The 25,220-nt window shown below is 58.2% G+C and carries 16 protein-coding genes; 7 read left to right on the top strand and 9 right to left on the bottom strand.

Going from position 1 to position 25,220, the window contains the following annotated elements:
- Positions 1-18: 18 nt before the first annotated feature.
- The gene (gene mqo, locus ABLV52_RS04325; protein WP_032453547.1) at positions 19-1,653 is read right to left on the bottom strand and encodes a malate dehydrogenase (quinone); all 1,635 of its coding nucleotides are present in this window, start codon (positions 1,651-1,653) and stop codon (positions 19-21) included.
- 280 nt (positions 1,654-1,933) lie between these two features.
- Here mqo and ABLV52_RS04320 point away from each other — a divergent pair, with 280 nt between their 5' ends.
- A complete protein-coding gene (locus tag ABLV52_RS04320; protein ID WP_065812281.1) occupies positions 1,934-3,172 on the top strand; it encodes a SulP family inorganic anion transporter in 1,239 nt (412 codons plus the stop codon).
- On the opposite strand, the gene mgtE is transcribed toward ABLV52_RS04320, so the two are convergent.
- The 6 genes from mgtE to ABLV52_RS04290 form a co-directional block, all read right to left on the bottom strand.
- The gene (gene mgtE, locus ABLV52_RS04315) at positions 3,135-4,571 is read right to left on the bottom strand and encodes a magnesium transporter (RefSeq protein WP_023290477.1); all 1,437 of its coding nucleotides are present in this window, start codon (positions 4,569-4,571) and stop codon (positions 3,135-3,137) included. The genes ABLV52_RS04320 and mgtE overlap by 38 nt on opposite strands.
- Before the next feature lie 149 nt (positions 4,572-4,720).
- Positions 4,721-6,364 carry a multidrug ABC transporter permease/ATP-binding protein gene (locus tag ABLV52_RS04310; RefSeq protein ID WP_348890051.1) on the bottom strand — a complete coding sequence of 548 codons (1,644 nt, stop codon included), beginning with the start codon at positions 6,362-6,364 and terminating at the stop codon, positions 4,721-4,723.
- Between the two features lie 73 nt (positions 6,365-6,437).
- A complete protein-coding gene (gene alkB, locus ABLV52_RS04305) occupies positions 6,438-7,091 on the bottom strand; it encodes a DNA oxidative demethylase AlkB (protein ID WP_348890050.1) in 654 nt (217 codons plus the stop codon).
- Positions 7,091-8,155, bottom strand: a complete 1,065-nt coding sequence (gene ada, locus ABLV52_RS04300; protein WP_023290480.1) for a bifunctional DNA-binding transcriptional regulator/O6-methylguanine-DNA methyltransferase Ada — start codon at positions 8,153-8,155, stop codon at positions 7,091-7,093. The genes alkB and ada overlap by 1 nt, the downstream gene beginning before the upstream one ends.
- Positions 8,156-8,228: 73 nt before the next feature.
- On the bottom strand, positions 8,229-9,281 hold the full coding sequence (apbE, locus tag ABLV52_RS04295; protein WP_348890048.1) for an FAD:protein FMN transferase ApbE: 1,053 nt from the start codon (positions 9,279-9,281) through the stop codon (positions 8,229-8,231).
- A gap of 103 nt (positions 9,282-9,384) precedes the next feature.
- On the bottom strand, positions 9,385-10,476 hold the full coding sequence (locus tag ABLV52_RS04290) for a porin OmpC (protein ID WP_348890047.1): 1,092 nt from the start codon (positions 10,474-10,476) through the stop codon (positions 9,385-9,387).
- A gap of 772 nt (positions 10,477-11,248) precedes the next feature.
- Here ABLV52_RS04290 and rcsD point away from each other — a divergent pair.
- Both rcsD and rcsB read left to right on the top strand, forming a co-directional pair.
- A complete protein-coding gene (gene rcsD / locus ABLV52_RS04285) occupies positions 11,249-13,906 on the top strand; it encodes a phosphotransferase RcsD (protein WP_023290483.1) in 2,658 nt (885 codons plus the stop codon).
- Positions 13,907-13,921: 15 nt separating this feature from the next.
- The gene (gene rcsB / locus ABLV52_RS04280) at positions 13,922-14,572 is read left to right on the top strand and encodes a response regulator transcription factor RcsB (protein ID WP_002913007.1); all 651 of its coding nucleotides are present in this window, start codon (positions 13,922-13,924) and stop codon (positions 14,570-14,572) included.
- A gap of 44 nt (positions 14,573-14,616) precedes the next feature.
- On the opposite strand, the gene rcsC is transcribed toward rcsB, so the two are convergent.
- Together rcsC and gyrA are read right to left on the bottom strand one after the other, a co-directional pair.
- On the bottom strand, positions 14,617-17,457 hold the full coding sequence (gene rcsC / locus ABLV52_RS04275) for a two-component system sensor histidine kinase RcsC (protein ID WP_348890045.1): 2,841 nt from the start codon (positions 17,455-17,457) through the stop codon (positions 14,617-14,619).
- A 131-nt stretch (positions 17,458-17,588) separates the two neighbouring features.
- On the bottom strand, positions 17,589-20,222 hold the full coding sequence (gene gyrA / locus ABLV52_RS04270) for a DNA topoisomerase (ATP-hydrolyzing) subunit A (RefSeq protein WP_004201688.1): 2,634 nt from the start codon (positions 20,220-20,222) through the stop codon (positions 17,589-17,591).
- Between the two features lie 146 nt (positions 20,223-20,368).
- On the opposite strand from gyrA, the gene ubiG reads away from it, so the two are divergent.
- The 4 genes from ubiG to yfaE all read left to right on the top strand — a co-directional run bounded on the left by ubiG (position 20,369) and on the right by yfaE (position 25,213).
- Positions 20,369-21,097, top strand: a complete 729-nt coding sequence (gene ubiG, locus ABLV52_RS04265; RefSeq protein WP_023290485.1) for a bifunctional 2-polyprenyl-6-hydroxyphenol methylase/3-demethylubiquinol 3-O-methyltransferase UbiG — start codon at positions 20,369-20,371, stop codon at positions 21,095-21,097.
- A gap of 344 nt (positions 21,098-21,441) precedes the next feature.
- Entirely contained in the window at positions 21,442-23,727 is a 2,286-nt protein-coding gene (nrdA, locus tag ABLV52_RS04260) for a class 1a ribonucleoside-diphosphate reductase subunit alpha (protein ID WP_048297918.1), read from the top strand.
- 101 nt (positions 23,728-23,828) lie between these two features.
- Complete coding sequence (nrdB, locus tag ABLV52_RS04255; protein WP_004140835.1) at positions 23,829-24,959, top strand: class Ia ribonucleoside-diphosphate reductase subunit beta; 1,131 nt, start codon at positions 23,829-23,831, stop codon at positions 24,957-24,959.
- On the top strand, positions 24,959-25,213 hold the full coding sequence (yfaE, locus tag ABLV52_RS04250) for a class I ribonucleotide reductase maintenance protein YfaE (RefSeq protein ID WP_004201692.1): 255 nt from the start codon (positions 24,959-24,961) through the stop codon (positions 25,211-25,213). The genes nrdB and yfaE overlap by 1 nt, the downstream gene beginning before the upstream one ends.
- Positions 25,214-25,220: the final 7 nt, after the last annotated feature.

Below are 25,220 nucleotides of genomic sequence, written 5' to 3'. Positions count from 1 at the left end.
CGCAGGCTGCCGTTTTTGTCAGAGCGCGATATCCGCTATCGGCTTGCCGCCGCTCAGCGGCTTCAGCTCCGCCTGCGGGGCTTCATCCATCGCGGCGGCTGGCTCATATTTCAGCTCCAGCACTTCACTGGTCCACGCCAGCGCTTTCTCAATCTCCGCCGGGTTGCCATCAAGTCGAATACCGTAGGTCGGGATGATCGCCTTCAGCCTGGCCTGCCATTCCGGCGAATTAACTTTGTCCTTAAACACTTTTTCCATCAGCTGCAGCATGATAGGCGCCGCGGTGGAGGCGCCTGGCGATGCGCCGAGCAGCGCCGCGACGGTGCCTTCGTCATCGCTGACCACTTCGGTGCCCAGGCGGAGTACCCCGCCCTTCTTCGCATCGCGCTTGATGATCTGCACACGCTGACCGGCCTGCCACAACCGCCAGTCCTCTTTCCGCGCTTCCGGATAGTATTCGCACAGCGCGGCCAGACGATCTTTGTCTTTCTGCATCACCTGGCTAATCAGATATTTCACCAGATCGAAGTTGTCCAGGCCGACGTTGAGCATCGGCAGGATATTCGAGGTATTGGTCGAGGCCAGCAGATCCCACAGCGAACCGTTCTTCAGGAAGCGGGTCGAGAAGGTCGCGAACGGCCCGAACAGCACCACGCGTTTACCGTCGATAATACGGGTATCGATGTGCGGCACCGACATCGGCGGCGCGCCCACTTCGGCCTGGCCGTATACCTTCGCCAGATGGTGGTTTACCACCTCCGGATTTTCGCAGACCAGGAACTGGCCGCCGACCGGGAAGCCCGCATACTCTTTGGCCTGCGGAATGCCGGTTTCCTGCAGCAGGGTCAGCGCCGCGCCGCCGGCGCCGATAAAGATAAATTTGGCTTTAATAACCCGCTTCTGACGACGGTTGTCGGCATCCGCCAGGGTGACCGTCCAGCTCTTGTCGGCGTTGCGCTTGAAGCGACGTACCACGGTACCCAGCTGGAGGGAGAAATTATCATGCTTTTGCAGGCTGGCGATCAGCTGGCGGGTGATTTCGCCATAGTTGACGTCGGTTCCCACTTCCGTACGGGTGGCGGCCACTTTTTGCAGCGGGTCGCGACCTTCCATCACCAGCGGCGCCCAGGCTTTGATCTGCTGATGGTCTTCAGAGTAACGAATGCCGCGGAACAGTTCGCTCTGCTGCAGCGCCGCATAGCGCGCGCGCAGGAAGTTGACGTTATCTTCGCCCCACACAAAGCTCATGTGCGGCACGCTGTTAATGAATGATTTTGGTTTGTTCAGGACGCCGCGCGTCACCTGATGCGCCCAGAACTGACGCGAGATGTGGAAGGCTTCGTTGATGTCGACCGCTTTGTCGATATTGATGCCGTTGGCGGTCTGCGGCGTGTAGTTCAGCTCCATCAGCGCCGCGTGGCCGGTCCCCGCATTGTTCCACCCGTTTGAGCTCTCTTCCGCCACGCTGGACATCTGCTCAACCATGGTAATAGACCAGTCTGGCTCAAGCTCCTGCAGCCAGGTTCCCAGTGTGGCGCTCATAATGCCGCCGCCAATCAACAATACATCCGTCTCTTGCTCATGGCGGGTGTTGGTCCGAGTGCTGTTGGGACCAACCGCCTGTGAGCGTGGTACGGCCATCTTTTTATTCATCGGATTTGAGCCTTACTTTACTCGCTGTTTTTATTTAGCGCAGGTGATACGATTCTCACCCCTCACGTTACCACCGAAGCTCAAAAATTTAAATATTGTTTAAATTTTAAGTTCTGTTTTGAGATCCGTTATAAAAATGTTTAATAAATGTATACAGCAAATCACTTTTTGTACTGGTGCGCTGGTAGATTCCGCGCTATCATCCCTGGTTTTGTGACAGACCGCACGGAAGCAGGGTCTGACACCGCTCCTCTTTTTTTATAAGCTGCGAACTTTTTTTATGCCTCCAGTTTCTGACTCCGCCGCTTCCGGCAACCTGCGCACCATCCTCCGTTCTCCGTCGCTGCTGACGCGCGAAGCCCTGGCCGGCGTGCTCACCGCCCTGGCGTTAATCCCGGAAGTGATTTCGTTTTCTGTCATCGCCGGCGTTGACCCGCAGGTGAGCCTGATTGCTTCCGTGGTGCTCTGTCTGGCGATGTCGCTACTCGGCGGACGCCCGGCGATGGTCACCGCCGCCGCGGGCTCAGTAGCGCTGGTCATTGGCCCGATGGTGCATCAGCACGGCGTGGGTTACATTCTGCCAGCCGTCATTCTGGCGGGTATTATTCAAATTTTGTTTGGTCTGTGCGGCATGGCGCGCCTGATGCGCTTTATCCCCCCGGCGGTGATGACCGGGTTCGTCAACGCCCTCGGGATCCTGATTTTCTTTGCCCAGGTGCCGCACTTCTGGAGCCGTCAGCCGCTCATCGTCGGCCTGTTTGTCCTCACGCTGCTTATCGTCCTGTGGGCGCCGCGCTTTATTAAGGCTATCCCGGCGCCGCTGATCGCCATCGTCGCGCTCACTCTCTATACCGTCACCACCGGCCAGCTGCTGCCGACCGTCGGCGATGAAGGCTCGATGCGCGGCGGCCTGCCGGGATTCACCGCCCTGACCGTTCCCCTCAATCTTGCCACGCTGCAGATTATCTGGCCGTGCGCCCTCAGCATCGCCTTTGTCGGCCTGATGGAGTCTTTGCTGACGGCTAAGCTGGTGGATGACCTGACCCATACGCCGTCGAATAAATCGCGGGAGAGCGCCGGGCTGGGTATCGCCAACATCCTCGCCGGCTGTTATGGCGGTATCGCGGGCTGCGCGATGATCGGCCAGACCATCGTTAACGTGGAAATGGGCAAAGCCCGCAGCCGTCTCTCTACGGCGATCGCCGGCCTGGTGCTGCTCCTGCTGGTGACAGCGCTCAGCCAGGTGATGGCGAAGATCCCGATGGCGGTCCTGGCCGGGGTGATGGTGATCGTGGCGGTGAAGACCTTTAGCTGGCACAGCATTCGCCCGGGCGAGCTGGCGCGCAATCCGTGGCCGGAAACGCTGGTGATGCTGGTGACCGTCGCCGCGACGGTGGGAACCAGCAATCTGGCGATTGGCGTGCTGGCGGGGATCGTCGCGATGGCGATCATCCCCCGCCGCCTGCGGGCAAAAGCGCAGGCTACATCAGAAACAGCGTCGCCAGCCCCAGAAAAATAAAGAAGCCGCCGGTGTCGGTGATAGCGGTGATCATCACGCTGGAGCCGACCGCCGGGTCGCGCCCCAGCTTCACCATGACCATCGGGATGATGACGCCCATCATCGCCGCCATCAGCAGGTTGAGCATCATGGCCAGCGTCATCACTCCGCCAAGCTGCGGATCGTCATACAGCCACCAGGTGATGCCCCCCATGATCCCGCCCCACACCAGGCCATTAATCAGCGCAACGCCCATTTCACGCAGGATCAGGAAGGTAAAGCTGCCGGGCTGGATCTGCTGCAGCGCCATCGCCCGGACGATCATGGTGATCGTCTGGTTGCCGGTATTGCCGCCGATCCCGGCGACGATCGGCATCAGCGAGGCCAGCGCCACCAGCTGAGAAATGGTGTGTTCGAAGCCGTCGATGACCCTGGAAGCGATAAACGCCGTACACAGGTTGACCGCCAGCCACGCCCAGCGCGTTTTTACCGCCTTGCTGACCGGGGCGAAGACATCTTCTTCATCGCTCAGACCGCCCATCCGCCGCAGATCGTTGTCGGTCTCTTCATAGACCACATCGACGATCTCATCGATAGTCAGACGGCCGATCAGCTTACCATCGGCATCGATAACGGCGGCGCTGAGCAAGTCATCACGTTCGAAGGTGCGCGCCACCTTCTCCGCCTCTTCGTGCGGCTGAAAGGTGACCGGATCGCCCTCCATCACCTCCCCCACCCGCTTCTGCGCATCGTTGAGCAGAATGGTCTGCAGCTCCAGCTCGCCGAGCAGCAGCTTATTGCGGGTGGTGACAAACAGTTTGTCGGTGTTCTCCGGCATTTTACCGAGACGCCGCAAATAGCGCTGGACCGCCGCCAGGGTGGCCTCCGGCCGCACCGTAATGACCTCAAACTCCATGATCGACCCGACGCTGTTGTCGGCGTAGCGCATGATCTGGCGAATACGGGCGCGCTTCTCGGCCGGCAGGGTCGCCAGCAACCGTCCGGTCAGGTTGCGCGGCAGATGCTGCAGCAGGTAAACCTGTTCATCGATATCCAGCGGCTGCATCGCCTGCAGCAGCTCGTGGTCGCTCATCTTATCGATGAGGTCGCCCCAGACGTTTTCTGAGGCTTCCAGCAGCACTTCGCCGCGTTTATCGTCGGGCACCTGGCACCACAGCGCGGTGCGGGCGTCATAGGGGAGCGCTTCCAGCGCATCGGCGAGATCCGGCGGCGGCAGATGCGAGACCAGGATTTCCACTTCGGCCAGGTCATCGGCGAGCGTACCTTCATCGTAACGTTCTGCCAGCGTCAGTTTGCCCAGCAGCGCAGAGGTCACCGCTTTATCGGTGCTCAACAGCCAAATCAGACGGGCGCGCTCTTCGTCACGCAAGCGGGCGCTTTTTTTATGCAAAACGGACATCGGTCGGGCAATCCTTTTGAGAATAGTGAGCCGGCCTGCGGGCCGGAAGCCTTAAGCATAGCGCGAGGAGGGGGAAATAATAACCGTCAGCAATGTAGACGCTGAAAATTTCAGCGGCGCCCGGGCTTTCCCCGGGCGCGCAGCGTGAATCAGGCCGTGCGGGCCACCGCATCGCGGGAGGCCTGCGCCCGCTCTTCGCCGGTGAGCTCTGACAGCTGCCCGGCACGCATCTCCAGCAGGCGATCGGCGTGCTGGAAGTAGTGATCGTCATGGCTGATGGCGAACACGGTTTTCCCCATCTGCTTCATCAACGGCAGCAGGACCTGGTAGAACTCGCGGCGGAAATGCGGATCCTGATCCGCCGCCCATTCATCCAGCAGAATGATATCCCGGGACTCGGCCAGCGCCAGCAGCAGCGCCACGCGCTTCTTCTGCCCTTTCGACAGCCGCAGGTCGCCGATCTTACCGTTTTCCAGCTGCAGCTTGTGGGCCATTTGCAGACGCTCCAGCCACGTTGCCACCAGCGCCGGATCGGCCTCCTCACCCTGCGGCCCGAGCAGACGGTCGAACAGCCAGACGTCGGTAAACACGGCGGAGAACAGTTTGCGGTACGCCTCCGGTTTATCCGCCGCCAGCGGCTGGCCGTCCACCAGAATCTGACCGGAAACCGGCTGATACAGGCCGGTCAGGAGCATCGCCAGGGTTGACTTGCCGCTGCCGTTGCCGCCGATCAGAAACACCAGTTCGCCGCGTTTTAGCGTCAGATTAAGCGGCCCTACCGCAAAGCGATGGTCCGGATAATGGAAAGTGACATCGCGCAGCTCCAGCGTCTGCCAGTCAGCCTGCGGCTGCGGCCGGGGGAAATCGGCCCGGTAAGGGGCGAGGGAGAACTGGCGCAGCTTGTTGAACGCCACCTGGGCGCTCAGCAGCGTGGGCAGCGCGCCGACGGCGGAGAGCAGCGGCGTGCGCAAAAACAGCAGCGTCAGGGAGTAGGTCGCCGCCACGGCGGTATCGGCCCAGCCGAGGCTGTTGGCCATCCAGAACACCAGCCCGATGGCGCCAAGCATCATAATATTCGACCAGTTGACCGCGCTGAGATGGAAGGTATCGGCGCGAACGATGTGGTGCCGGTACTCACAGGCGTCCGGGAGGTAGAGCTGATTAAACACATACTCCGCGCGCTCGCGGTTGAGGGTTAGCTCTTTGCGCCCTTCCAGCACCGTCTGGTAGTCGTGATAGAGCTTATCTTCCGTTTCGCGCAGGCTGGCCATATGTCTGTAGACCCGCGATACCAGCACAAAACCGCCCCAGATGGTGAGCGCCATCCACAGGGCCGTCACCAGCATCATTTTTCCTGACAGCCAGGCCAGATAAGCGGCGGAGCCGAAGGTGAGAATGATCCCCTGCACCAGCTCAGGGAGGCGTACAAAGGCGATGGTAATATTGCGGATATCGCTGGTCAGCCCGGCAAGCAGCGACGCGCTGCCGATCTTCTCCACCTGTTCAATCTGGGTATCGAGGATGCGTTTCACAAACTCGCCGCGCAGGCGATAAACAAAATGGTGGCCGAGGGTGGTCAACGCCAGCTGCGAGCCCAGGGTCACCGCCATCAACAGCCCCAGCAGGCCAAGAAATTCCGGCAGCACCCGCAGCGAGGTATCGACAGTGGCGATCAGGCGCAGGTTAATAAAGGCGATTAAGCCGATACCCAGCGCGGCGCTGAGCAGGCTGAGGGCAATAACGCCCAGAAACGGCCAGCGATACTGGCGCCAGACGAGAGAAAGAAGTTCCATAACGGCTATCCGGAAAAGCAAAACAGCCAGCAGTTTAAACGGCTCGCCGGTGACATCAAGAATAATTCTTATTTTAATCGCCGGGACGGCCCGCATGCCGAAAGGTGAGGTTATATCGACAGTCTCCGGTCTCGGGATGATGGCCCGCTTTCAGCGGCTGAACGCCATGATAAAACAGGCGCGACTCCCCGCCCCAGACCACCACATCGCCATGCTCCAGCAGCAGCCGCTGCAGCGGGTCGCTGCGCTGCAACCCGCCAAACTGAAAGATGGCCGGCACCCCCAGCGAGACCGAGACGATCGGCGCCCGCAGATCCTGTTCATCTTTATCCTGATGCAACGACAGCTTTGCGCCGGGCTGGTAGCGGTTAATCAGACAGGCGTCGGGGGAAAAGCCCGGATAGCCGCCGGCCGCGGCTGCCGCCAGCGCCAGTTCACGGAATACGGCCGGCATCGGCGGCCAGGTGTGATGAGTTACCGGGTCGACCGGGGCGTAGAGGTAGCCGTGGCGATCGGTGGTCCAGCCCAGCCGGCCGCAGTTGGTCATCGCCACCGACATGGTGTACCCGCCCGGCGTGACCATCTGGCGAAACGGCGACTGACGGGCGACGTCGGCAATCGCCTGCAGCAGCCCCGGAGCGCGCTCGCGGGCAAAGCGCCGAAGGACCACCGCGCCGGGGGCCAGCGGCTCCTGCCACGGTAGGGTATCGCTAAACAGATCGAGCATTACTCCTCCTCTCGTTGCGCCTCGCGCGCCAGCAGCTGCGCTTTTCGCGCGGTTCCCCAACGATAACCGGACAGCGCGCCATTCTCACGCACCACCCGGTGGCAGGGAACGATCACCGCCAGCGAATTCGCCGCGCAGGCGCCGGCCACGGCTCTTACCGCCCGCGGCTGGCCAATATGCTCCGCCACCTGGCGGTAGCTGCGGGTCTCGCCCGCCGGGATCTGCCGCAGCGCCTGCCAGACCTGCAGCTGGAACGCGGTGCCCTGCAGATCCAGCGGCAGCGACACCGGCCGCCGGCTGTCGTCGAGGTGGGCGAAAATCTCCGCCATCTGACGACGAAACTCAGGGTCGCCCTGGCGCAGCTCGGCGCGGGGAAAGCGCTGGCGCAGATCGTCGAGCAATGCAGCATCGTTATCACCCGGCAGCACGGCGCAGACGCCGCGCTCGCTTTGCGCCACCAGGCAGCGGCCCAGCGCGCAGTCGCCCGTTGTCCAGGTCACCACGGCGGCGGCGCCGCCGCGGCGAAACTGGCTGGCGGTCATCCCTAAGGCGGCATCGGCCTGGCGATAATAGCTGCTGCTGTCGGGGAAGCCGGCCGCCAGCGCGGCGCGGGTCACCGGTTTCCCCTGCTCCAGCGCCTCGCGCAGGCGTCGCGCGCGCCACGCCTGCTGCCAGGCTTTGGGGGTCATACCGGTCACGGATTTGAATAAACGGTGGAAATGAAACGGGCTGACCGCCAGCTCGCGCGCCAGCGCCTCGAGGGTCAGGGGCGCCTCCTGCTCCAGCAAGCGACAGGCCTGCGCCACTTTATCGATCCTTTGCTGCTGCGGGCAGTCTTTATCCGGCTGGCAGCGTTTGCAGGGGCGGAATCCCGCCGCCACGGCAGCAGCGACGTCAGCAAAAAAGCGCACGTTTTCCCGCCGCGCGCGCCGCGAGCGGCAGGAGGGACGGCAGCAGATGCCGGTGGTCAGTACCGCAAAGACGAACTGACCATCGGCCCGGGTATCACGCTCGCAGACCGCCTGCCAGCGGCGGTCATCAGTATCGGCAACTATCGGTTTCATCACGGGTCTCCTGCTGTAAGTGTATCCTCAGTCTGCGGTAAAGCCCGCCGCAAAAAACCCGCAATCTTGCTTTTTAATTTTTTTCGCCGACGAGGAAGGTACGGAACTGCGGCGACATCCAGGTTTTAAAGCCCTCCCCCTCTTTGACGATCATGTAGACTGCCAGCCCTTGCTCGCGCACCACCTGCTGCGCTTTTTCCGGCCCCAGCACCATCAGCCCGGTATCCCAGCCGTCCGCCTCCAGCGCCGTTGGCGCAATAACGGTCACCGAGACCAGCTTATGGGTTATCGGCTGCCCGGTCTGCGGGTCGATGACGTGAGAGATACGTTTCCCGTCGAGTTCATAGTAGTTGCGATAGCTGCCGGAGGTGCTGATGCCGTGGCCATTGATGTCGACAATCGCCTGAACGGCGTTTTCCCGGTCGGTCGGTTTCTGGATCGCCACCCGCCAGGGCTTGCCTTCGCCATTCATCCCGCGGCTGACCAGCGCCCCGCCCACCGACACCAGATAGCGGGAGATCCCCTCCTGCTCCATCAAGCGCGCAAGGTGGTCGGCGGCATAGCCTTCCCCGACGGTGGAGAGGTCGACAAACAGATCGGGAATATCTTTTTGCAGGAACTGCCTGCCGCTCTGATTGATAACCTGCAGATGCTGCAGGCCGGTGCGCGCTTTCGCCGCGGCGATCGCCTGCGCATCCGGGGTGGCGACCGGCTGTTTATCCGGGCCAAAGCCCCACAGATTGACCAGCGGCCCCACGGTGATGTCCATCGCGCCGTCCGTTTTGGCGCCAATCCGCAGCGACAGGGTCACGATGTCCGCCATCGCTTCGCTCACCGGCCAGGGCCGGGTATCCGCCGCGTGGTTGAAACGCATCAGCGCCGAGTCGTTTTTCCAGGTCGACAGCAGGCGATCGTCGGCGTCCAGCTGGGCCTGAACCTTGGCGCTCAGCGCCTGGGCCTTTGCCTCATCCACGCCGATAACGCTGACCCGCCAGAAGGTGCCCATCGTTTTACCATCCAGTACGGTGGCCGTTGAGGCGGGTGTCGCGGGAGTGGTGGCTGAATCGCAGCCAGAGAACAGTACGCAGGCGCCCAACAGCGCGGCGCGAAAGAAAGTCATATCCATTAATCGAGGCTCCTCTTACCAGGGCGACAAGAGTATACCAGCGAGGTTAAACCAGACATAAAAAAAGGCGCCAGAGGCGCCTTTTTGTTATACAGCTTGCAACTTAGAACTGGTAAACCAGGCCCAGGGCAACCACGTCGTCGGTAGAAACACCGGCTTTGCGGGTGAAGCTGTTGTCGTCCAGCAGGTTGATTTTGTAGTCAACATAGGTGGACATGTTTTTGTTGAAGTAGTAGGTCGCGCCAACGTCAACATATTTCAGGATGTCCTGGTCGCCGTAGCCTTCCAGATCCTTACCTTTAGACTGCAGGTAAGCGACGGACGGACGCAGACCGAAGTCGAACTGGTACTGAGCAACCACTTCGAAGTTCTGCGCTTTGTTAGCAAAGCCCTGAGAACCAGCGCGGGTCGCGTTGTAGGTCTGGGTGTACTGAGTGGCCAGGTAAACGTTGTTCGCGTCGTATTTCAGACCGCCGGTGTAGGTTTCAGCGTTGTCGCCACGACCCAGAACCAGGTTGTTCTGATCGTCGGTACGTTTAGAGTGAGAGTACGCGAAACCAGCGCTGATGCCATCAAAGATGTCATAAGTTACAGAGGTACCGAAGCCGTCACCGTTCTGTTTCTGAGCGCCACGACCGTTGTTGGTCGCGCCTTCGCCGCTGACGCTGCCGTTTTTACCCTGGTACTGCAGAGCAAAGTTCAGGCCGTCAACCAGACCGAAGAAGTCAGAGTTACGGTAGGTTGCAACGCCGTTAGCACGGGACTGCAGGAAGTTGTCAGAACCGTAGGTGTCGCCGCCGAATTCCGGCAGAACGTCAGTCCAGGACGTTACGTCGTATACTACGCCGTAGTTACGACCGTAGTCGAAAGAGCCCGCGTCGCCAAATTTCAGACCGGCGAATGCCAGACGAGTCCAGGCCTGATCGCTGGAGCTTTCAGTGTTGTTCGCCTGAACGTTGTATTCCCACTGGCCGTAACCGGTCAGCTGGTCGTTGATCTGGGTTTCACCTTTCACGCCTACACGCATGTAGGTCTGGTCGCCGTCGACGCTCTTGTCGTCAGAGAAGTAGTGCAGACCGTCAATTTTACCGTACAGGTCTAATTTGTTGCCGTCTTTGTTATAAATTTCAGCCGCATTTGCTGCGCCTGCTACCAGCAGAGCCGGTACCAGGAGGGACAGTACTTTAACTTTCATGTTATTAACCCTCTGTTTGTTATATGCCTTTTATTATGCCACTGCTTACTGATTACCCTTCTAATCAGTCGGCTATTTCATTGTGCTGCAAAATGCAGAATAATCCAACAAGAATATGATACTAAAACTTCTAAGATGTTTCAAAGTTCCCACAAGATGTTTCAATTTGTAAATGCAGCGGAACTTTTTTTCACCCCAAAATGGCCAGGGAAATACGCACTTATAATCAAAAAAATTATTTAGCCATTCAAAATCAATATGATATACAAAACCAAGCCTATAGCACTGAATGGTAAAACAAAATGATCATTGGTGACTAAAATAAGAGTCGCTATCATCATTAACTTTATTTATTACCGTCATTCAGTTCTGAATGTCTGTTTACCCCTATTTCAACCGGATGCCTCGCATCCGGTTTTTTTTACCCTTCTTTACACAACTTTAATTTATCTGTGCTACAGCCAATGATTCCCTAACGACTATTAATCAATCAATTAGGCCGCCTTTCGTGCTTATTCCGCCAATGTCTTGTTATTTCGTGCGATTCTTCGCTTTTGTTTCTGCCAATATCGTCAGCTGTCAGCCTTGCGGACGCGGTTTCATTTACGCTTCGTTTCTAAGATAATTCCTGGGCGGTATCGCGCCGCTGGCGCCAATCTGTAGTATGGATTTACGCCATTAGCCTTTATACTGCCTGCAGCATCTGCTTTGTTGCCAGTTACTCTGGCGCTACATCCTGTTTACAAACAATGATGAGTCGTTCAGCCACAAGATGACCCCGAAAAAATTCTCTCTGATCCCCGGCAACATCAGCCGCTTCTTCATTTTGATGGTTATTGTCCTGCTGGCGACGATGGGGGTGATGATTCAAAGCGCCGTCAATGCCTGGCTGAAAGAGAAGAGCTATCAGGTGGTTGATGTCTCCCATGCCCTGCACCAGCGTATTGATACCTGGCGCTATGCCACCTGGCAAATCTACGACAATATCGCCGCCACCTCTTCCAACACCGCCAGCGGCGGCCTGCAGGAGACGCGTTTAAAGCAGGACGTGTACTATCTGGAGAAGCCCCGACGTAAAACCGAAGCCCTGATCTTTGGCTCCCACGACAGCTCGACCCTCGAGATGACGCAGAAAATGTCCGATTATCTGGATATTTTGTGGGGCGCAGAGACCATTCCGTGGTCGATGTACTATCTCAATGGTCTGGATAATAGCCTGATTCTCATCTCCACCCTGCCGTTGAAGGACCTCTCCTCAAGCTTTAAAGAGTCAACCATCAGCAGCGTGGTGGAATCACGGCGCGCGGAAATGCTGCTGCAGGCCAATACCCTTGATGAGCGCGAGACCTTCTCGCCGCTGCGCCATCTTGCCTGGCAGAACGCGCACTACTTTACGTTACGTACTACCTTCAATCAGCCAGGACACCTGGCGACAGTGGTCGCCTTCGACCTGCCGATTAACGATCTGATCCCCCCGGGCATGGCGCTGGACAGCTTCCGTATCGAGCCTGATCCCTCGCAAAATGTTGCCGCCAGCCCCGAGAAAGAGGCTAGCGATCATATCGGGATCACCTTCAACGGCATGCAGATTGACATCGCCACCGACATCAGCACCACCGGTATGCAGGTGCTGTGGACGGTCCCGATGAGCACCATGCTGCTGGAGTCCCTGCAAAACATTCTTCTGCCGCTGCTGCTTAACATTGGCCTGCTGGCGCTGGCCCTGTTCGGTTTCACCACCTTTCGGCATTATAAAGGACGCAGCAGCGCCTCGGGCGCCGGGCTCCCCTCCGCCGCCAATAGCGAACTGCGTTTACTGCGCGCCATTAATGAAGAAATTGTGTCTTTGCTGCCGCTGGGGCTGCTCGTCCACGATCAGGAAGCCAACCGAACGGTGATCAGCAACCCGATTGCCGACCATCTGCTTCCGCACCTGAACCTGCAGAACATCACCAACATGGCGGACCAGCATCAGGGGGTGATCCAGGCCACCGTCAACAACGAACAGTATGAGATCCGCCAGTATCGCAGCCAGGTAGCGCCGCGTACGCAGATCCTGATTATCCGAGACCAGGACCGCGAAGTGCTGGTTAATAAAAAGCTCAAACAGGCCCAGCGCTTGTATGAGAAAAACCAGCAGGGCCGGGCGGCATTTATGCAGCATATCGGCAGCGCCCTGAAGCAGCCCGCCCTGAACCTGGCGGCCGAGGCAGCAGCGCTCGACGGCGCGGAGAACCGGACGCTGGCGCAGCATGCCGATGAGCTGGTCACACTGATCGATGACATTCAGCTGGCTAACCTGCTGGAAAGCGATGCCTGGAAAACCAGCCAGTCGCTGTTCTCGGTGCAGGAGCTGATCGACGACGTCGTACCGGAGGTGCTGCCGGCGATGAAGCGCAAGGGGCTGCAGTTGCTTATCAATAACGCGCTGCCTGCCGGCGAGCAACGCTATGGCGACCGTGAAGCGCTGCGGCGCACGCTGGTGCTGCTGATCCAGTATTCCGTCACCACCACGCCGATCGGCAAGATCACCCTCGACGTCTGCCAGGAAGAGTCGGCCAGCGATCGCCTGACCTTCCGCATTCTCGATACCGGCAACGGGGTCTCGGCTAACGAGATCGACAATATGCACTTCCCGTATCTCAATGAGACCCAGAGCGATCTGTACGGCAAAGCGAACGCCCTCACCTTCTGGTTATGTGACCGCATGACGCGCAAGCTGGGCGGGCAGTTGACCATCAAAGCGCGGGAGTCGCTGGGGACTCGCTATAGCCTGCATCTGAAAATGCCGGCCAGCGAAGAGGCGCCAGAGGCGGGAGAACATCTGCTGGATGACGTTATCGTCCTGCTGGATGTGACCTCCAGCGAAGTGCGGCGGATTGTCACCCGCCAGCTGGAGAGCTGGGGGGCGTCCTGCATCACGCCGGACGATCGGGCGACAAGTCAAGCGTTCGATCTGTATTTAACGGATAATCCGTCTAATCTTACTGCTTCGGGCTTGCTTTTAAGCGATGATGAGGTTGGGATACGCAAAATCGGCCCGGGCCAACTGCGGGTCAACTTTAATATTAGCACGGCGATGCAGGAGGCTATCCTGCAGCTTATTGAGCAGCAGCTGGCGGAGGAGGCGGTTCAGCCCGCTACCTCAGGAAACGAGAGTAACGCCGAACTCCATGCCAGCGGCTATTACGCACTGTTTGCCGATACGGTACCGGATGATGTTCAGAGATTGTATACTGAAATCGAAGCGGGCGATTTTGCTGCTCTGGCACAAACCGCCCACCGCCTCAAAGGGGCATTTGCTATGCTTAATCTGATACCCGGCAAGCAGTTATGTGAAACGCTTGAGCATCTGATTCGCGAAAAGGATGCGCAAGGCATAGAAAAATATATCAGCGACATTGACGCTTACGTCAAGAGCTTGCTGTAGAAGGTAGCCTTATACATGAACACTATGAACGTAATTATTGCCGATGACCATCCGATCGTACTGTTCGGTATTCGTAAGTCACTTGAGCAAATTGAGTGGGTGAACGTCGTTGGCGAGTTTGAAGACTCCACGGCCCTTATCAACAATCTTCCGAAGCTGGACGCCCATGTGCTGATCACCGATCTGTCCATGCCCGGTGATAAATACGGCGACGGGATCACGCTGATTAAATACATCAAGCGCCACTTCCCGGATCTGTCGATCATTGTTCTGACCATGAACAACAACCCGGCGATCCTCAGCGCGGTGCTGGATCTGGATATCGAAGGGATCGTCCTCAAGCAGGGGGCGCCGACCGATCTGCCAAAAGCGCTGGCCGCGCTGCAGAAAGGGAAGAAATTCACCCCGGAAAGCGTCTCTCGTCTGCTGGAAAAAATCAGCGCCAGCGGCTATGGCGATAAACGCCTGTCGCCGAAGGAGAGCGAAGTGCTGCGTCTGTTCGCCGAAGGCTTCCTGGTGACCGAGATCGCCAAAAAGCTTAACCGCAGCATCAAAACCATCAGTAGCCAGAAAAAGTCGGCGATGATGAAGCTGGGCGTCGAAAACGACATCGCCCTGCTGAACTACCTCTCCTCCGTCTCGCTGAGCGCGACGGACAAAGAGTAACCCTACGCTCTCTCCGTCTCGCCCCGGCGAGACGGAGTTCCCCGTTATTCCCGCCCTTTACGTACCCGCGCCGCATATACCGTCAGCGTTTGCTTCAGCACGTCAAGCGTCACCGGCTTGGACAGACAGCTGTCCATCCCCGATTCCAGACAGCGCTGCTTCTCTTCCGCCAGGGCATTGGCCGTGACGCCAATCACCGGCAGCGTCAGGCCAAGCTGACGAATGCGCTGCGTCAGGCGATAACCATCCATATTAGGCATGTTGACGTCGCTGAGCACGATATCGATGTGCTGCTTGCTGAGGACGTTGAGCGCGTCGACCCCGTCGTTCGCGGTCACGCACTGGTAGCCGAGCGATCCCAGCTGATCCGCCAGCAGGCGCCGGTTGATCGGATGATCGTCGACCACGAGGATCATCATGTCGTCGTTATTGCCGGCCTGCGCCTCCGGCGCCATCAGCGCCCGGCTATTGTCCGCACTGGCCAGCGCGACGTGGAAAATACGCCCCAACAGCGGCAGCAGTTCATGCGGCGTCGTCACGCTATGCAGCCACTCGCCGGCGGCCCGTTCCTGCGGAATACCGATATGACGACGGCAGAAGATGACCATCGCCCTTCCCTGCCAGTCGCTCAGCGCTTCATCGTCAGTGAGTAAGACATCCTCGGCCTCCGGGGTTTCTCCGGCATGACGACGTACCGTAAGGCCGTGATAGCTGAGCAGCGAGGTGACGAACATCGCCAGCGAGGTGTTGTGGATGGCCAGCCAGCAGGTCTTGCCAGCGAAACCGTTCGCCGTCATCTGCGGCGTGTTCTGCACGCCATACAGCGGGATGCGGATGGTAAAGCGGCTGCCCATTCCCGGCTCCGTTTCCACGGCGATATCGCCATCCATCATGCTGATCAGTTTTTCACAGATCGCCAGGCCAAGGCCGGTGCCCTGGAAGTTGCGCTGCACGCCGGTCCCTACCTGGAAGAAGGGGTCGAAGAGGCGCAATACCTCTTTCGCCGGGATCCCCTCTCCGGTGTCGCGGACGCTAATCTGCAGATAATCCCCCGCGCACTGGACGTGCAGGATAATGCAGCCGGTGTCGGTGAACTTGATCGCATTGCTCAGCAGGTTGGAGATCACCTGCTGCAGGCGCATCGGGTCGCCGGACATCTGTTCCGGAACGTCCGGTTCGATAAAGCAGTACAGACCCAGCTGCTTGCGCACCACCAGCGGCAGATAGTTGGCGGAGATATGGTTCATGACCTCGCGCGGGGAAAATTCCCGCGGCTCAATCTTCAACTGCTCGGACTCGATTTTGGAGAAATCGAGAATATCGCTGATGATTTTCAACAGCAGGCTTGAGGAGTTGTTCATCGCCGTCACCAGGCGATCGACGCCCTTCGGCAACGCTTTGGTCTGCAGCAGATCGAGGTTGCCGATGATGCCATACAGCGGAGTGCGCAGCTCATGGCTGACGGTGGCAAGGAACATCGATTTCGACTGGCTGGCCTGCTCTGCCGCCTGGGCCATCTCCTGCAGCGACTCTTCCATCTTCACGCGGGCGGAAACGTCCACCAGCACGCAAATCGCCACGTTTTCGTTGCGATAGCGCGAGTGGACAAAGCTAATCTGCAGGTTGGTATGGTTGCTGGTCAGCACATCGACAAAGTTGACCTGCTGGCCGCAGATGATCTGCGTCAGCCGCTGGCGGTCCTCATGGGTCAGCATGTTCAGATAGTTGTGCGCCAGCTCGTTACTGAGAATGTTGGTCCCGTCGAGGGTGCGCAGAATACAGATCCCCACCGGGGCGGAGGCCACGATTTTGCGGTTGAACTGCTCATGCTCTTCCAGCCGCTGAGCGTCATTTTCCGCAGGGATAAAAATGCGCCGCTCATACATCCGCGCCAGCGCAAACAGCATCGCGCCGCTGAGGATATTGAGAACGATGGCGTTGATGATCAGCATACGGATCCGCTCCAGCACCTGGTCTACCGAGACGGAATAGACGATGCTCAGGGAGGACGGCGCGAGGCTTTTCTTCAGCACCAGCTCGCGGAAACCCGCGCTGTAGCCAAACCACATTCGCTCCTGCATCCATTTCGCTTCGCTCTGGATTTTGCTTTCCGCGCCGGCCAGGGAGATCAGCGGCTGGCCGTTATCGTCGAAGATAGTCACGCTCATCGGCAGGCTGCCCGGCGTAAAGAAGCTTTCCATGCGGATGGTCTGCTCAACGCCGAGCATCGCCTGCAGGCGATTGGCCATATAGATCGGCGTCAGGGCGTAAAAATAGCCCACCCCGGGGCGCATGCCCTGGCTTATCCAGAACAGGTTGTTGCCGCGCTCGTTTTGCGGCGCATTGCGGTATTGCTCAATGCGTTGATGCAGGACTTTCAGCGCCTGATCGCGCTCAATCGGCACGTCACGCAGGCCAAAGTTGGCCATACAGAGATTATCGCTGCCGATGAGAAAGATGCGGTTAAGGTCGTAGGCGGCGGTAAAATTATCCCGCCAGTAGCGCATAAACCACGCCAGCGATTGGAGCGAATTACGCCAGGCGCTACTCATCGCGCTGCAGTCGGAGTCAGGATACAGGGGTTCAAAGCTGGGGATCGCAATATCGCCGCTTTGCCCTTGCGCTACCGCATCCCCTGCCGACAGCCGGTTACCGGCGACGTACTTCAGCTCTTTAATCACATCCGCCGTACGCTGAATGTAGCGCTGGGCCTGATCGGCGTTGAGATTGAGTTCCTGATGGATCTCGGCTTCCCGCTCGTGCAGCGCGTTGACGATATAAAACACAGAGACAAACGCAATCAGCAGCCACAGCAATACCGCCAGCGCTCTGAACAGATAACGTGAAACCTTCAGGGTTGTGTGAAAAGAGGCAAGATATTTCAATGTGGCGATGCTCGGCCGTCAGGGACTCAACAGAATGGGGTTAAAGTAGCGGTAAACCGGCTTTGCCGCAATGTTAATGCAAAAAGGGCCGGGAGAATACCCGGCCCTTTCAGAACATTTACCTGGGACGATTACTCTTCGTCTTCGGCGATGTCGTCATCGGTATCCGCTTCCGGGGCGATATCGTCATCGCCTTCCGCCGCGCTACCGTCGATGGCGTCCAGTTCTTCGTCGTCTACCGGCTCAGCGACGCGCTGCAGCCCCACCACGTTTTCATCTTCCGCGGTGCGGATGAGGATCACGCCCTGGGTGTTACGGCCCACGATGCTCACTTCGGAAACGCGGGTACGCACCAGCGTCCCGGCGTCGGTGATCATCATGATCTGATCGCAATCATCCACCTGTACGGCGCCGACCACGGAACCGTTACGCTCGGTGACTTTGATCGAGATAACGCCCTGGGTGGCACGCGACTTGGTCGGATACTCAGCCGCGGCGGTACGTTTACCGTAACCGTTTTGCGTCACCGTCAGGATCGCGCCTTCGCCGCGCGGAATAATCAGCGAGACGACGCTGTCGTTTTCCGCCAGCTTAATGCCGCGTACGCCGGTGGCGGTACGGCCCATGGCGCGAACGGCATCCTCTTTGAAGCGCACGACCTTGCCGGCCGCGGAGAACAGCATCACTTCGTCCTGACCAGAGGTCAGATCGACGCCGATCAGCTCATCGCCTTCGTTCAGGTTCACCGCGATAATGCCGGCGGAACGCGGACGACTGAACTCGGTCAGCGCGGTTTTCTTCACGGTACCGCTGGCGGTGGCCATAAAGACGTTGACGCCCTCTTCATACTCGCGGACCGGCAGGATAGCGGTGATACGCTCATCGGCTTCCAGCGGCAGCAGGTTGACGATCGGACGACCGCGCGCGCCGCGGCTGGCCTCCGGCAATTGATAGACCTTCATCCAGTACAGACGACCGCGGCTTGAGAAGCAGAGGATGGTGTCATGGGTGTTGGCCACCAGCAGGCGGTCAATAAAGTCTTCTTCTTTAATGCGCGCTGCCGATTTGCCTTTACCGCCACGACGCTGCGCTTCGTAGTCGGTCAGCGGCTGATACTTCACATAGCCCTGATGCGACAGGGTGACCACCACGTCTTCCTGGTTGATCAGATCTTCGATGTTGATATCAGCGCTGTTGGCAGTGATTTCGGTACGACGTTCGTCGCCGAACTGGTCGCGGATCAGCTCCAGCTCTTCGCGAATCACTTCCATCAGACGGTCGGCGCTGCCGAGGATGTGCAGCAGTTCCGCGATCTGCTCCAGCAGCTCTTTATATTCGTCGAGCAGTTTTTCATGCTCAAGGCCGGTCAGTTTCTGCAGACGCAGATCCAGAATCGCCTGGGCCTGCTGCTCGGTCAGGTAGTATTTACCCTCGCGCACGCCGAACTCTGGCTCCAGCCATTCCGGACGCGCGGCGTCATCACCGGCACGCTCCAGCATCGCCGCGACGTTACCGAGATCCCACGCCTGGGCAACCAGCGCCGCTTTCGCTTCAGCCGGGGTCGGCGCGCGACGGATCAGTTCGATAATCGGGTCGATATTGGCCAGCGCCACGGCCAGCGCTTCGAGGATATGCGCGCGGTCACGGGCTTTACGCAGCTCGAAAATGGTGCGACGGGTCACCACTTCGCGGCGGTGGCGCACGAAGGCGGCGATGATGTCTTTCAGGTTCATGATCTTCGGCTGGCCATGGTGCAGCGCAACCATGTTGATGCCGAAGGAGACCTGCAGCTGGGTCTGGGAATAGAGGTTGTTGAGCACCACTTCCCCTACCGCGTCGCGCTTCACTTCAATCACGATGCGCATCCCGTCTTTATCAGACTCGTCACGCAGCGCGCTGATGCCTTCCACGCGTTTTTCTTTTACCAGCTCGGCGATTTTCTCAATCAGGCGCGCTTTGTTCACCTGATAGGGAATTTCATGCACGATGATGGTTTCGCGGCCGGATTTCGCGTCCACTTCCACTTCCGCGCGCGCGCGGATGTAGACTTTACCGCGACCGGTGCGGTAGGCCTCTTCAATGCCGCGACGGCCGTTGATAATGGCGGCGGTCGGGAAATCAGGGCCAGGAATATGCGCCATCAGCCCTTCAATGCTGATGTCTTCATCGTCGACATAGGCCAGACAGCCGTTGATCACTTCCGTCAGGTTATGCGGCGGTATGTTGGTGGCCATCCCGACGGCGATCCCGGAGGCGCCGTTTACCAGCAGGTTAGGAATTTTGGTCGGCATGACGTCCGGAATACGCTCCGTGCCGTCATAGTTGTCAACGAAATCGACCGTCTCTTTTTCAAGATCGGCCATCAGCTCATGAGCGATTTTCGCCAGACGAATTTCGGTATAACGCATCGCCGCGGCGGAGTCGCCGTCGATGGAACCAAAGTTACCCTGGCCGTCCACCAGCATGTAACGCAGCGAGAACGGCTGCGCCATACGCACGATGGTGTCGTATACCGCGGAGTCGCCGTGCGGGTGGTATTTACCGATTACGTCACCAACGACACGGGCTGATTTTTTATAGGCTTTGTTCCAGTCATTGCCCAATACGTTCATGGCGTAAAGTACGCGACGGTGTACCGGCTTCAGGCCATCTCGGACATCCGGCAGCGCACGGCCAACAATGACCGACATCGCATAATCCAGATAAGAGTTCTTAAGCTCTTCCTCAATGTTGACCGGTGTAATTTCTCTCGCAAGGTCGCTCATCTAACCGCTATCCCTCTACTGTATCCCGGATTCAAAGGTCGCAAATTATAACACAGCCGCGCTAAGAGAGGTAAAGCAATACGGTTTATTCATGGCGCGCTGCTGATATACTCGCAGGTCTGAACAGAAAAGGAGTAAAAGCGCCCATGAATGCCGAAAAAACGTCGGTAGCCCCTAACGTCGATCATGCTGAAATCGCCAAATTCGAAGCCGTCGCCTCGCGCTGGTGGGATCTGGAGGGCGAGTTCAAACCGCTCCACCGCATTAACCCCCTGCGGCTGGGCTATATCGCCGAACGCTCAGGCGGCCTGTTCGGTAAAAAAGTCCTCGATGTCGGCTGCGGCGGCGGCATCCTCGCCGAGAGCATGGCGCGCGAAGGCGCGACGGTCACCGGGCTGGACATGGGCGCCGAGCCGCTGCAGGTGGCGAAACTGCACGCCCTGGAGAGCGGAATTCAGGTGGAGTATGTTCAGGAAACGGTTGAAGAACATGCCGCGAAGCATCCGCAGCAATATGACGTCGTCACCTGCATGGAGATGCTGGAGCACGTCCCTGACCCACAGTCGGTCGTCCACGCCTGCGCGCGGCTGGTGAAGCCTGGCGGCCAGGTCTTCTTCTCCACCATCAACCGTAACGGTAAAGCGTGGCTGATGGCGGTGGTCGGCGCGGAATATGTCATGAAAATGGTGCCCAAAGGCACTCATGATGTGAAAAAGTTTATCAAGCCGGCCGAACTGCTGGGCTGGGTAGATCAGACTTCTCTGAAAGAGCAGCATATCATCGGCCTGCATTACAATCCGTTGACCAACACCTTCAAGTTGGCGCCGGGGGTTGATGTTAACTATATGTTGCATACCAGCGCCAAAAAAGCGTGACGTCAGCACCTGCGCTTATGATGATTGCGCGGCATCAAGCCGCGTGATTATTTCTTCCGATGAAGAAATCAGCACTCGATCAAATTTTCATTTTTTTTTCTGTTTTATTGACTTCTTCTCCAGGCCTTATGCGACGTGGACTTGCGGATTATTACCCTTCCGCAACCTCAATTTAACGTCAAAATCAACCCTTGTACTCAAAAGATTCCTTACTAAAATACTCACCATATAGCGTTCCTTTTATCGACAACCCCCTACATATAGTATTTATCCACAGAGTTAGTCACAATGGCCTTCTGTGGATAAACGGGGGATATTTTCTTTCACGGACAGGTAAAATCCACATGAATCAGAGTCTGCTGGTGACAAAGCGCGACGGAACCACCGAGCGCATCAATCTCGACAAAATCCATCGCGTACTGGATTGGGCGGCAGAAGGACTGAATAACGTTTCGATTTCCCAGGTAGAGCTGCGCTCGCATATCCAGTTCTATGACGGCATTAAAACCGCGGACATCCACGAAACCATTATCAAAGCCGCTGCGGATCTGATCTCCCGCGAGGCGCCGGATTACCAGTACCTCGCCGCGCGTCTGGCGATTTTCCATTTGCGTAAAAAAGCCTTCGGCCAGTTTGAGCCGCCGGCGCTTTACGATCACGTGGTAAAGATGGTCGAGAAGGGTAAATACGATCATCATCTGCTGGAAGACTACACGGAAGAAGAGTTCCAGCAGATGGACGGTTTCCTCGACCACTGGCGCGACATGAACTTCTCCTACGCTGCCGTTAAGCAGCTGGAAGGCAAGTATCTGGTACAAAACCGCGTCACCGGCGAAATTTATGAGAGCGCGCAGTTCCTCTATATTCTGGTGGCTGCCTGCCTGTTCTCTAACTACCCGCGCGAAACGCGTCTGGACTACATCAAGCGTTTCTACGACGCGGTGTCGACCTTTAAAATCTCGCTGCCGACGCCGATCATGTCCGGCGTGCGTACCCCAACCCGTCAGTTCAGCTCCTGCGTGCTGATCGAGTGCGGCGACAGCCTGGACTCCATCAACGCTACCTCCAGCGCGATTGTGAAATACGTTTCCCAGCGCGCCGGCATCGGCATCAACGCCGGCCGCATTCGCGCGCTGGGCAGCCCGATCCGCGGCGGCGAAGCCTTCCACACCGGCTGCATTCCGTTCTACAAACATTTCCAGACCGCGGTGAAGTCCTGCTCGCAGGGCGGCGTACGCGGCGGCGCGGCGACCCTCTTCTACCCAATGTGGCATCTGGAAGTGGAAAGCCTGCTGGTGTTGAAAAACAACCGCGGGACCGACGCCAACCGCGTTCGTCACATGGACTACGGGGTGCAGATCAACAAGCTGATGTACACCCGTCTGCTGAAGGGCGGCGACATTACCCTGTTCAGCCCTTCCGACGTCCCGGGCCTGTATGACGCTTTCTTCGCCGATCAGGACGAATTTGAGCGCCTGTACACCCAGTACGAGCAGGACGACAGCATTCGCAAGCAGCGCATTAAAGCGGTTGAGCTGTTCTCGCTGATGATGCAGGAGCGCGCCTCCACCGGCCGCATCTACATCCAGAACGTCGACCACTGCAACACCCACAGCCCGTTCGATCCGGTGGTCGCCCCGGTGCGCCAGTCTAACCTGTGCCTGGAGATCGCCCTGCCGACTAAACCGCTGGAAGACGTCAACGACGAAAACGGCGAAATCGCGCTGTGCACCCTGTCGGCCTTCAACCTTGGGGCTATCGACAGCCTCGACGAGCTGGAAGAGCTGGCGGTGCTGGCGGTGCGTGCCCTGGACGCGCTGCTCGACTATCAGGATTACCCCATCCCCGCCGCCAAACGCGGCGCAATGGGCCGCCGTACGCTGGGCATCGGCGTGATCAACTTCGCTTACTATCTGGCGAAGCATGGCAAACGCTACTCCGACGGCAGCGCCAACAACCTGACCCACAAAACGTTCGAAGCGATTCAGTACTACCTGCTGAAGGCCTCCAACGAACTGGCTATCGAACAGGGCGCTTGCCCGTGGTTCAACGAAACCACCTATGCGCAGGGTATCCTGCCGATCGATACCTATAAAAAAGACCTGGACGGCATCGTCAGCGAAGCCCTGCACTACGACTGGGAAGCGCTTCGCGCGTCCATCAAAACCCACGGCCTGCGTAACTCCACGCTCTCCGCGCTGATGCCGTCCGAGACCTCGTCGCAGATCTCCAACGCCACCAACGGCATCGAGCCGCCGCGCGGCCACGTGAGTATCAAAGCGTCGAAGGATGGGATCCTGCGCCAGGTGGTGCCGGACTACGAAAACCTGCAGAACGCCTACGAACTGCTGTGGGAAATGCCGAACAACGACGGCTACCTGCAGCTGGTGGGTATCATGCAGAAGTTTATCGACCAGTCGATCTCTGCGAATACCAACTACGATCCGACGCGCTTCCCTTCCGGAAAAGTGCCGATGCAGCAGTTGCTGAAAGACCTGCTCAACGCCTATAAATTCGGCGTCAAAACGCTGTACTATCACAACACCCGTGATGGCGCTGAAGACGCTCAGGATGACCTGGCCCCGTCCATCCAGGACGACGGCTGCGAAAGCGGCGCTTGTAAGATCTAAGGTATTTTTGCCGGGTGGCGCTACGCTTACCCGGCCTACGATTTTGTAGGCCCGGCCAACGCATCGCCGCCGGGCAATACAGTTCAACAGGACTCACTTCAATGGCATACACCACTTTTTCACAGACGAAAAACGATCAGCTGCTTGAGCCAATGTTTTTTGGCCAGCCGGTTAACGTGGCCCGCTACGATCAGCAAAAATACGATATCTTTGAAAAGCTGATTGAAAAACAGCTCTCCTTCTTCTGGCGCCCGGAAGAGGTTGACGTCTCCCGCGATCGCATTGACTACCAGGCGCTGCCGGAACATGAAAAACACATTTTCATCAGCAACCTGAAGTACCAGACGCTGCTCGACTCCATCCAGGGCCGCAGCCCGAACGTGGCGCTGCTGCCGCTGATCTCCATCCCGGAGCTGGAGACCTGGGTGGAAACCTGGGCCTTCTCCGAGACCATTCACTCGCGCTCGTACACCCATATCATCCGCAACATCGTCAACGACCCGGCGACCGTGTTCGACGATATCGTCACCAACGAGCAGATCCAAAAGCGTGCCGAGGGGATCTCCCACTATTACGATTCGCTGATCGAGATGACCAGCTACTGGCACCTGCTGGGCGAAGGCACCCACACCGTCAACGGCAAGACCGTGACCGTCAATCTGCGCGAGCTGAAAAAGAAACTCTATCTGTGCCTGATGAGCGTCAACGCCCTGGAAGCGATCCGCTTCTACGTCAGCTTCGCCTGCTCCTTCGCCTTTGCCGAGCGCAAACTGATGGAAGGCAACGCCAAAATTATCCGCCTGATCGCCCGCGATGAAGCGCTGCACCTGACCGGCACTCAGCATATGCTGAACCTGCTGCGCTCCGGCAGCGACGATCCGGAAATGGCGGAAATCGCCGAAGAGTGCAAGCAGGAGTGCTATGACCTGTTCGTGCTGGCGGCGCAGCAGGAGAAAGAGTGGGCGGACTACCTGTTCCGCGACGGCTCGATGATTGGCCTGAACAAAGATATTCTCTGCCAGTACGTCGAGTACATCACCAATATCCGCATGCAGGCGGTGGGCCTCGATCTGCCGTTCCAGACCCGTTCCAACCCGATCCCGTGGATCAACACCTGGCTGGTCTCCGACAACGTCCAGGTGGCGCCGCAGGAAGTAGAGGTCAGCTCTTACCTGGTCGGCCAGATCGACTCTGAAGTCGATGCCGACGACCTGAGCAACTTCCAGCTGTAATGAAGCGGATCTTCTTGAAAATCTCTGACACTCGCCTTGAGTGTCAGGATGAACACCCTTCCCTGTTGGCTGCTCTTGAATCGCATAATATCGACGTCGAGTATCAGTGCCGCGCAGGCTATTGCGGCTCCTGTCGCACTCGTCTGGTCTCCGGCCAGGTTGACTGGCTGACCGAGCCGCTGGCCTTTATCCAGCCGGGAGAAATTTTGCCCTGCTGCTGCCGGGCGAAGGGCGATATCGAAATTGAGATGTAAGTTTTGT

Source organism: Klebsiella sp. GB_Kp056, assembly GCF_040064755.1.
Lineage (GTDB): Bacteria > Pseudomonadota > Gammaproteobacteria > Enterobacterales > Enterobacteriaceae > Klebsiella > Klebsiella quasipneumoniae.
This window is presented reverse-complemented; position numbering and strand designations above follow the sequence as displayed.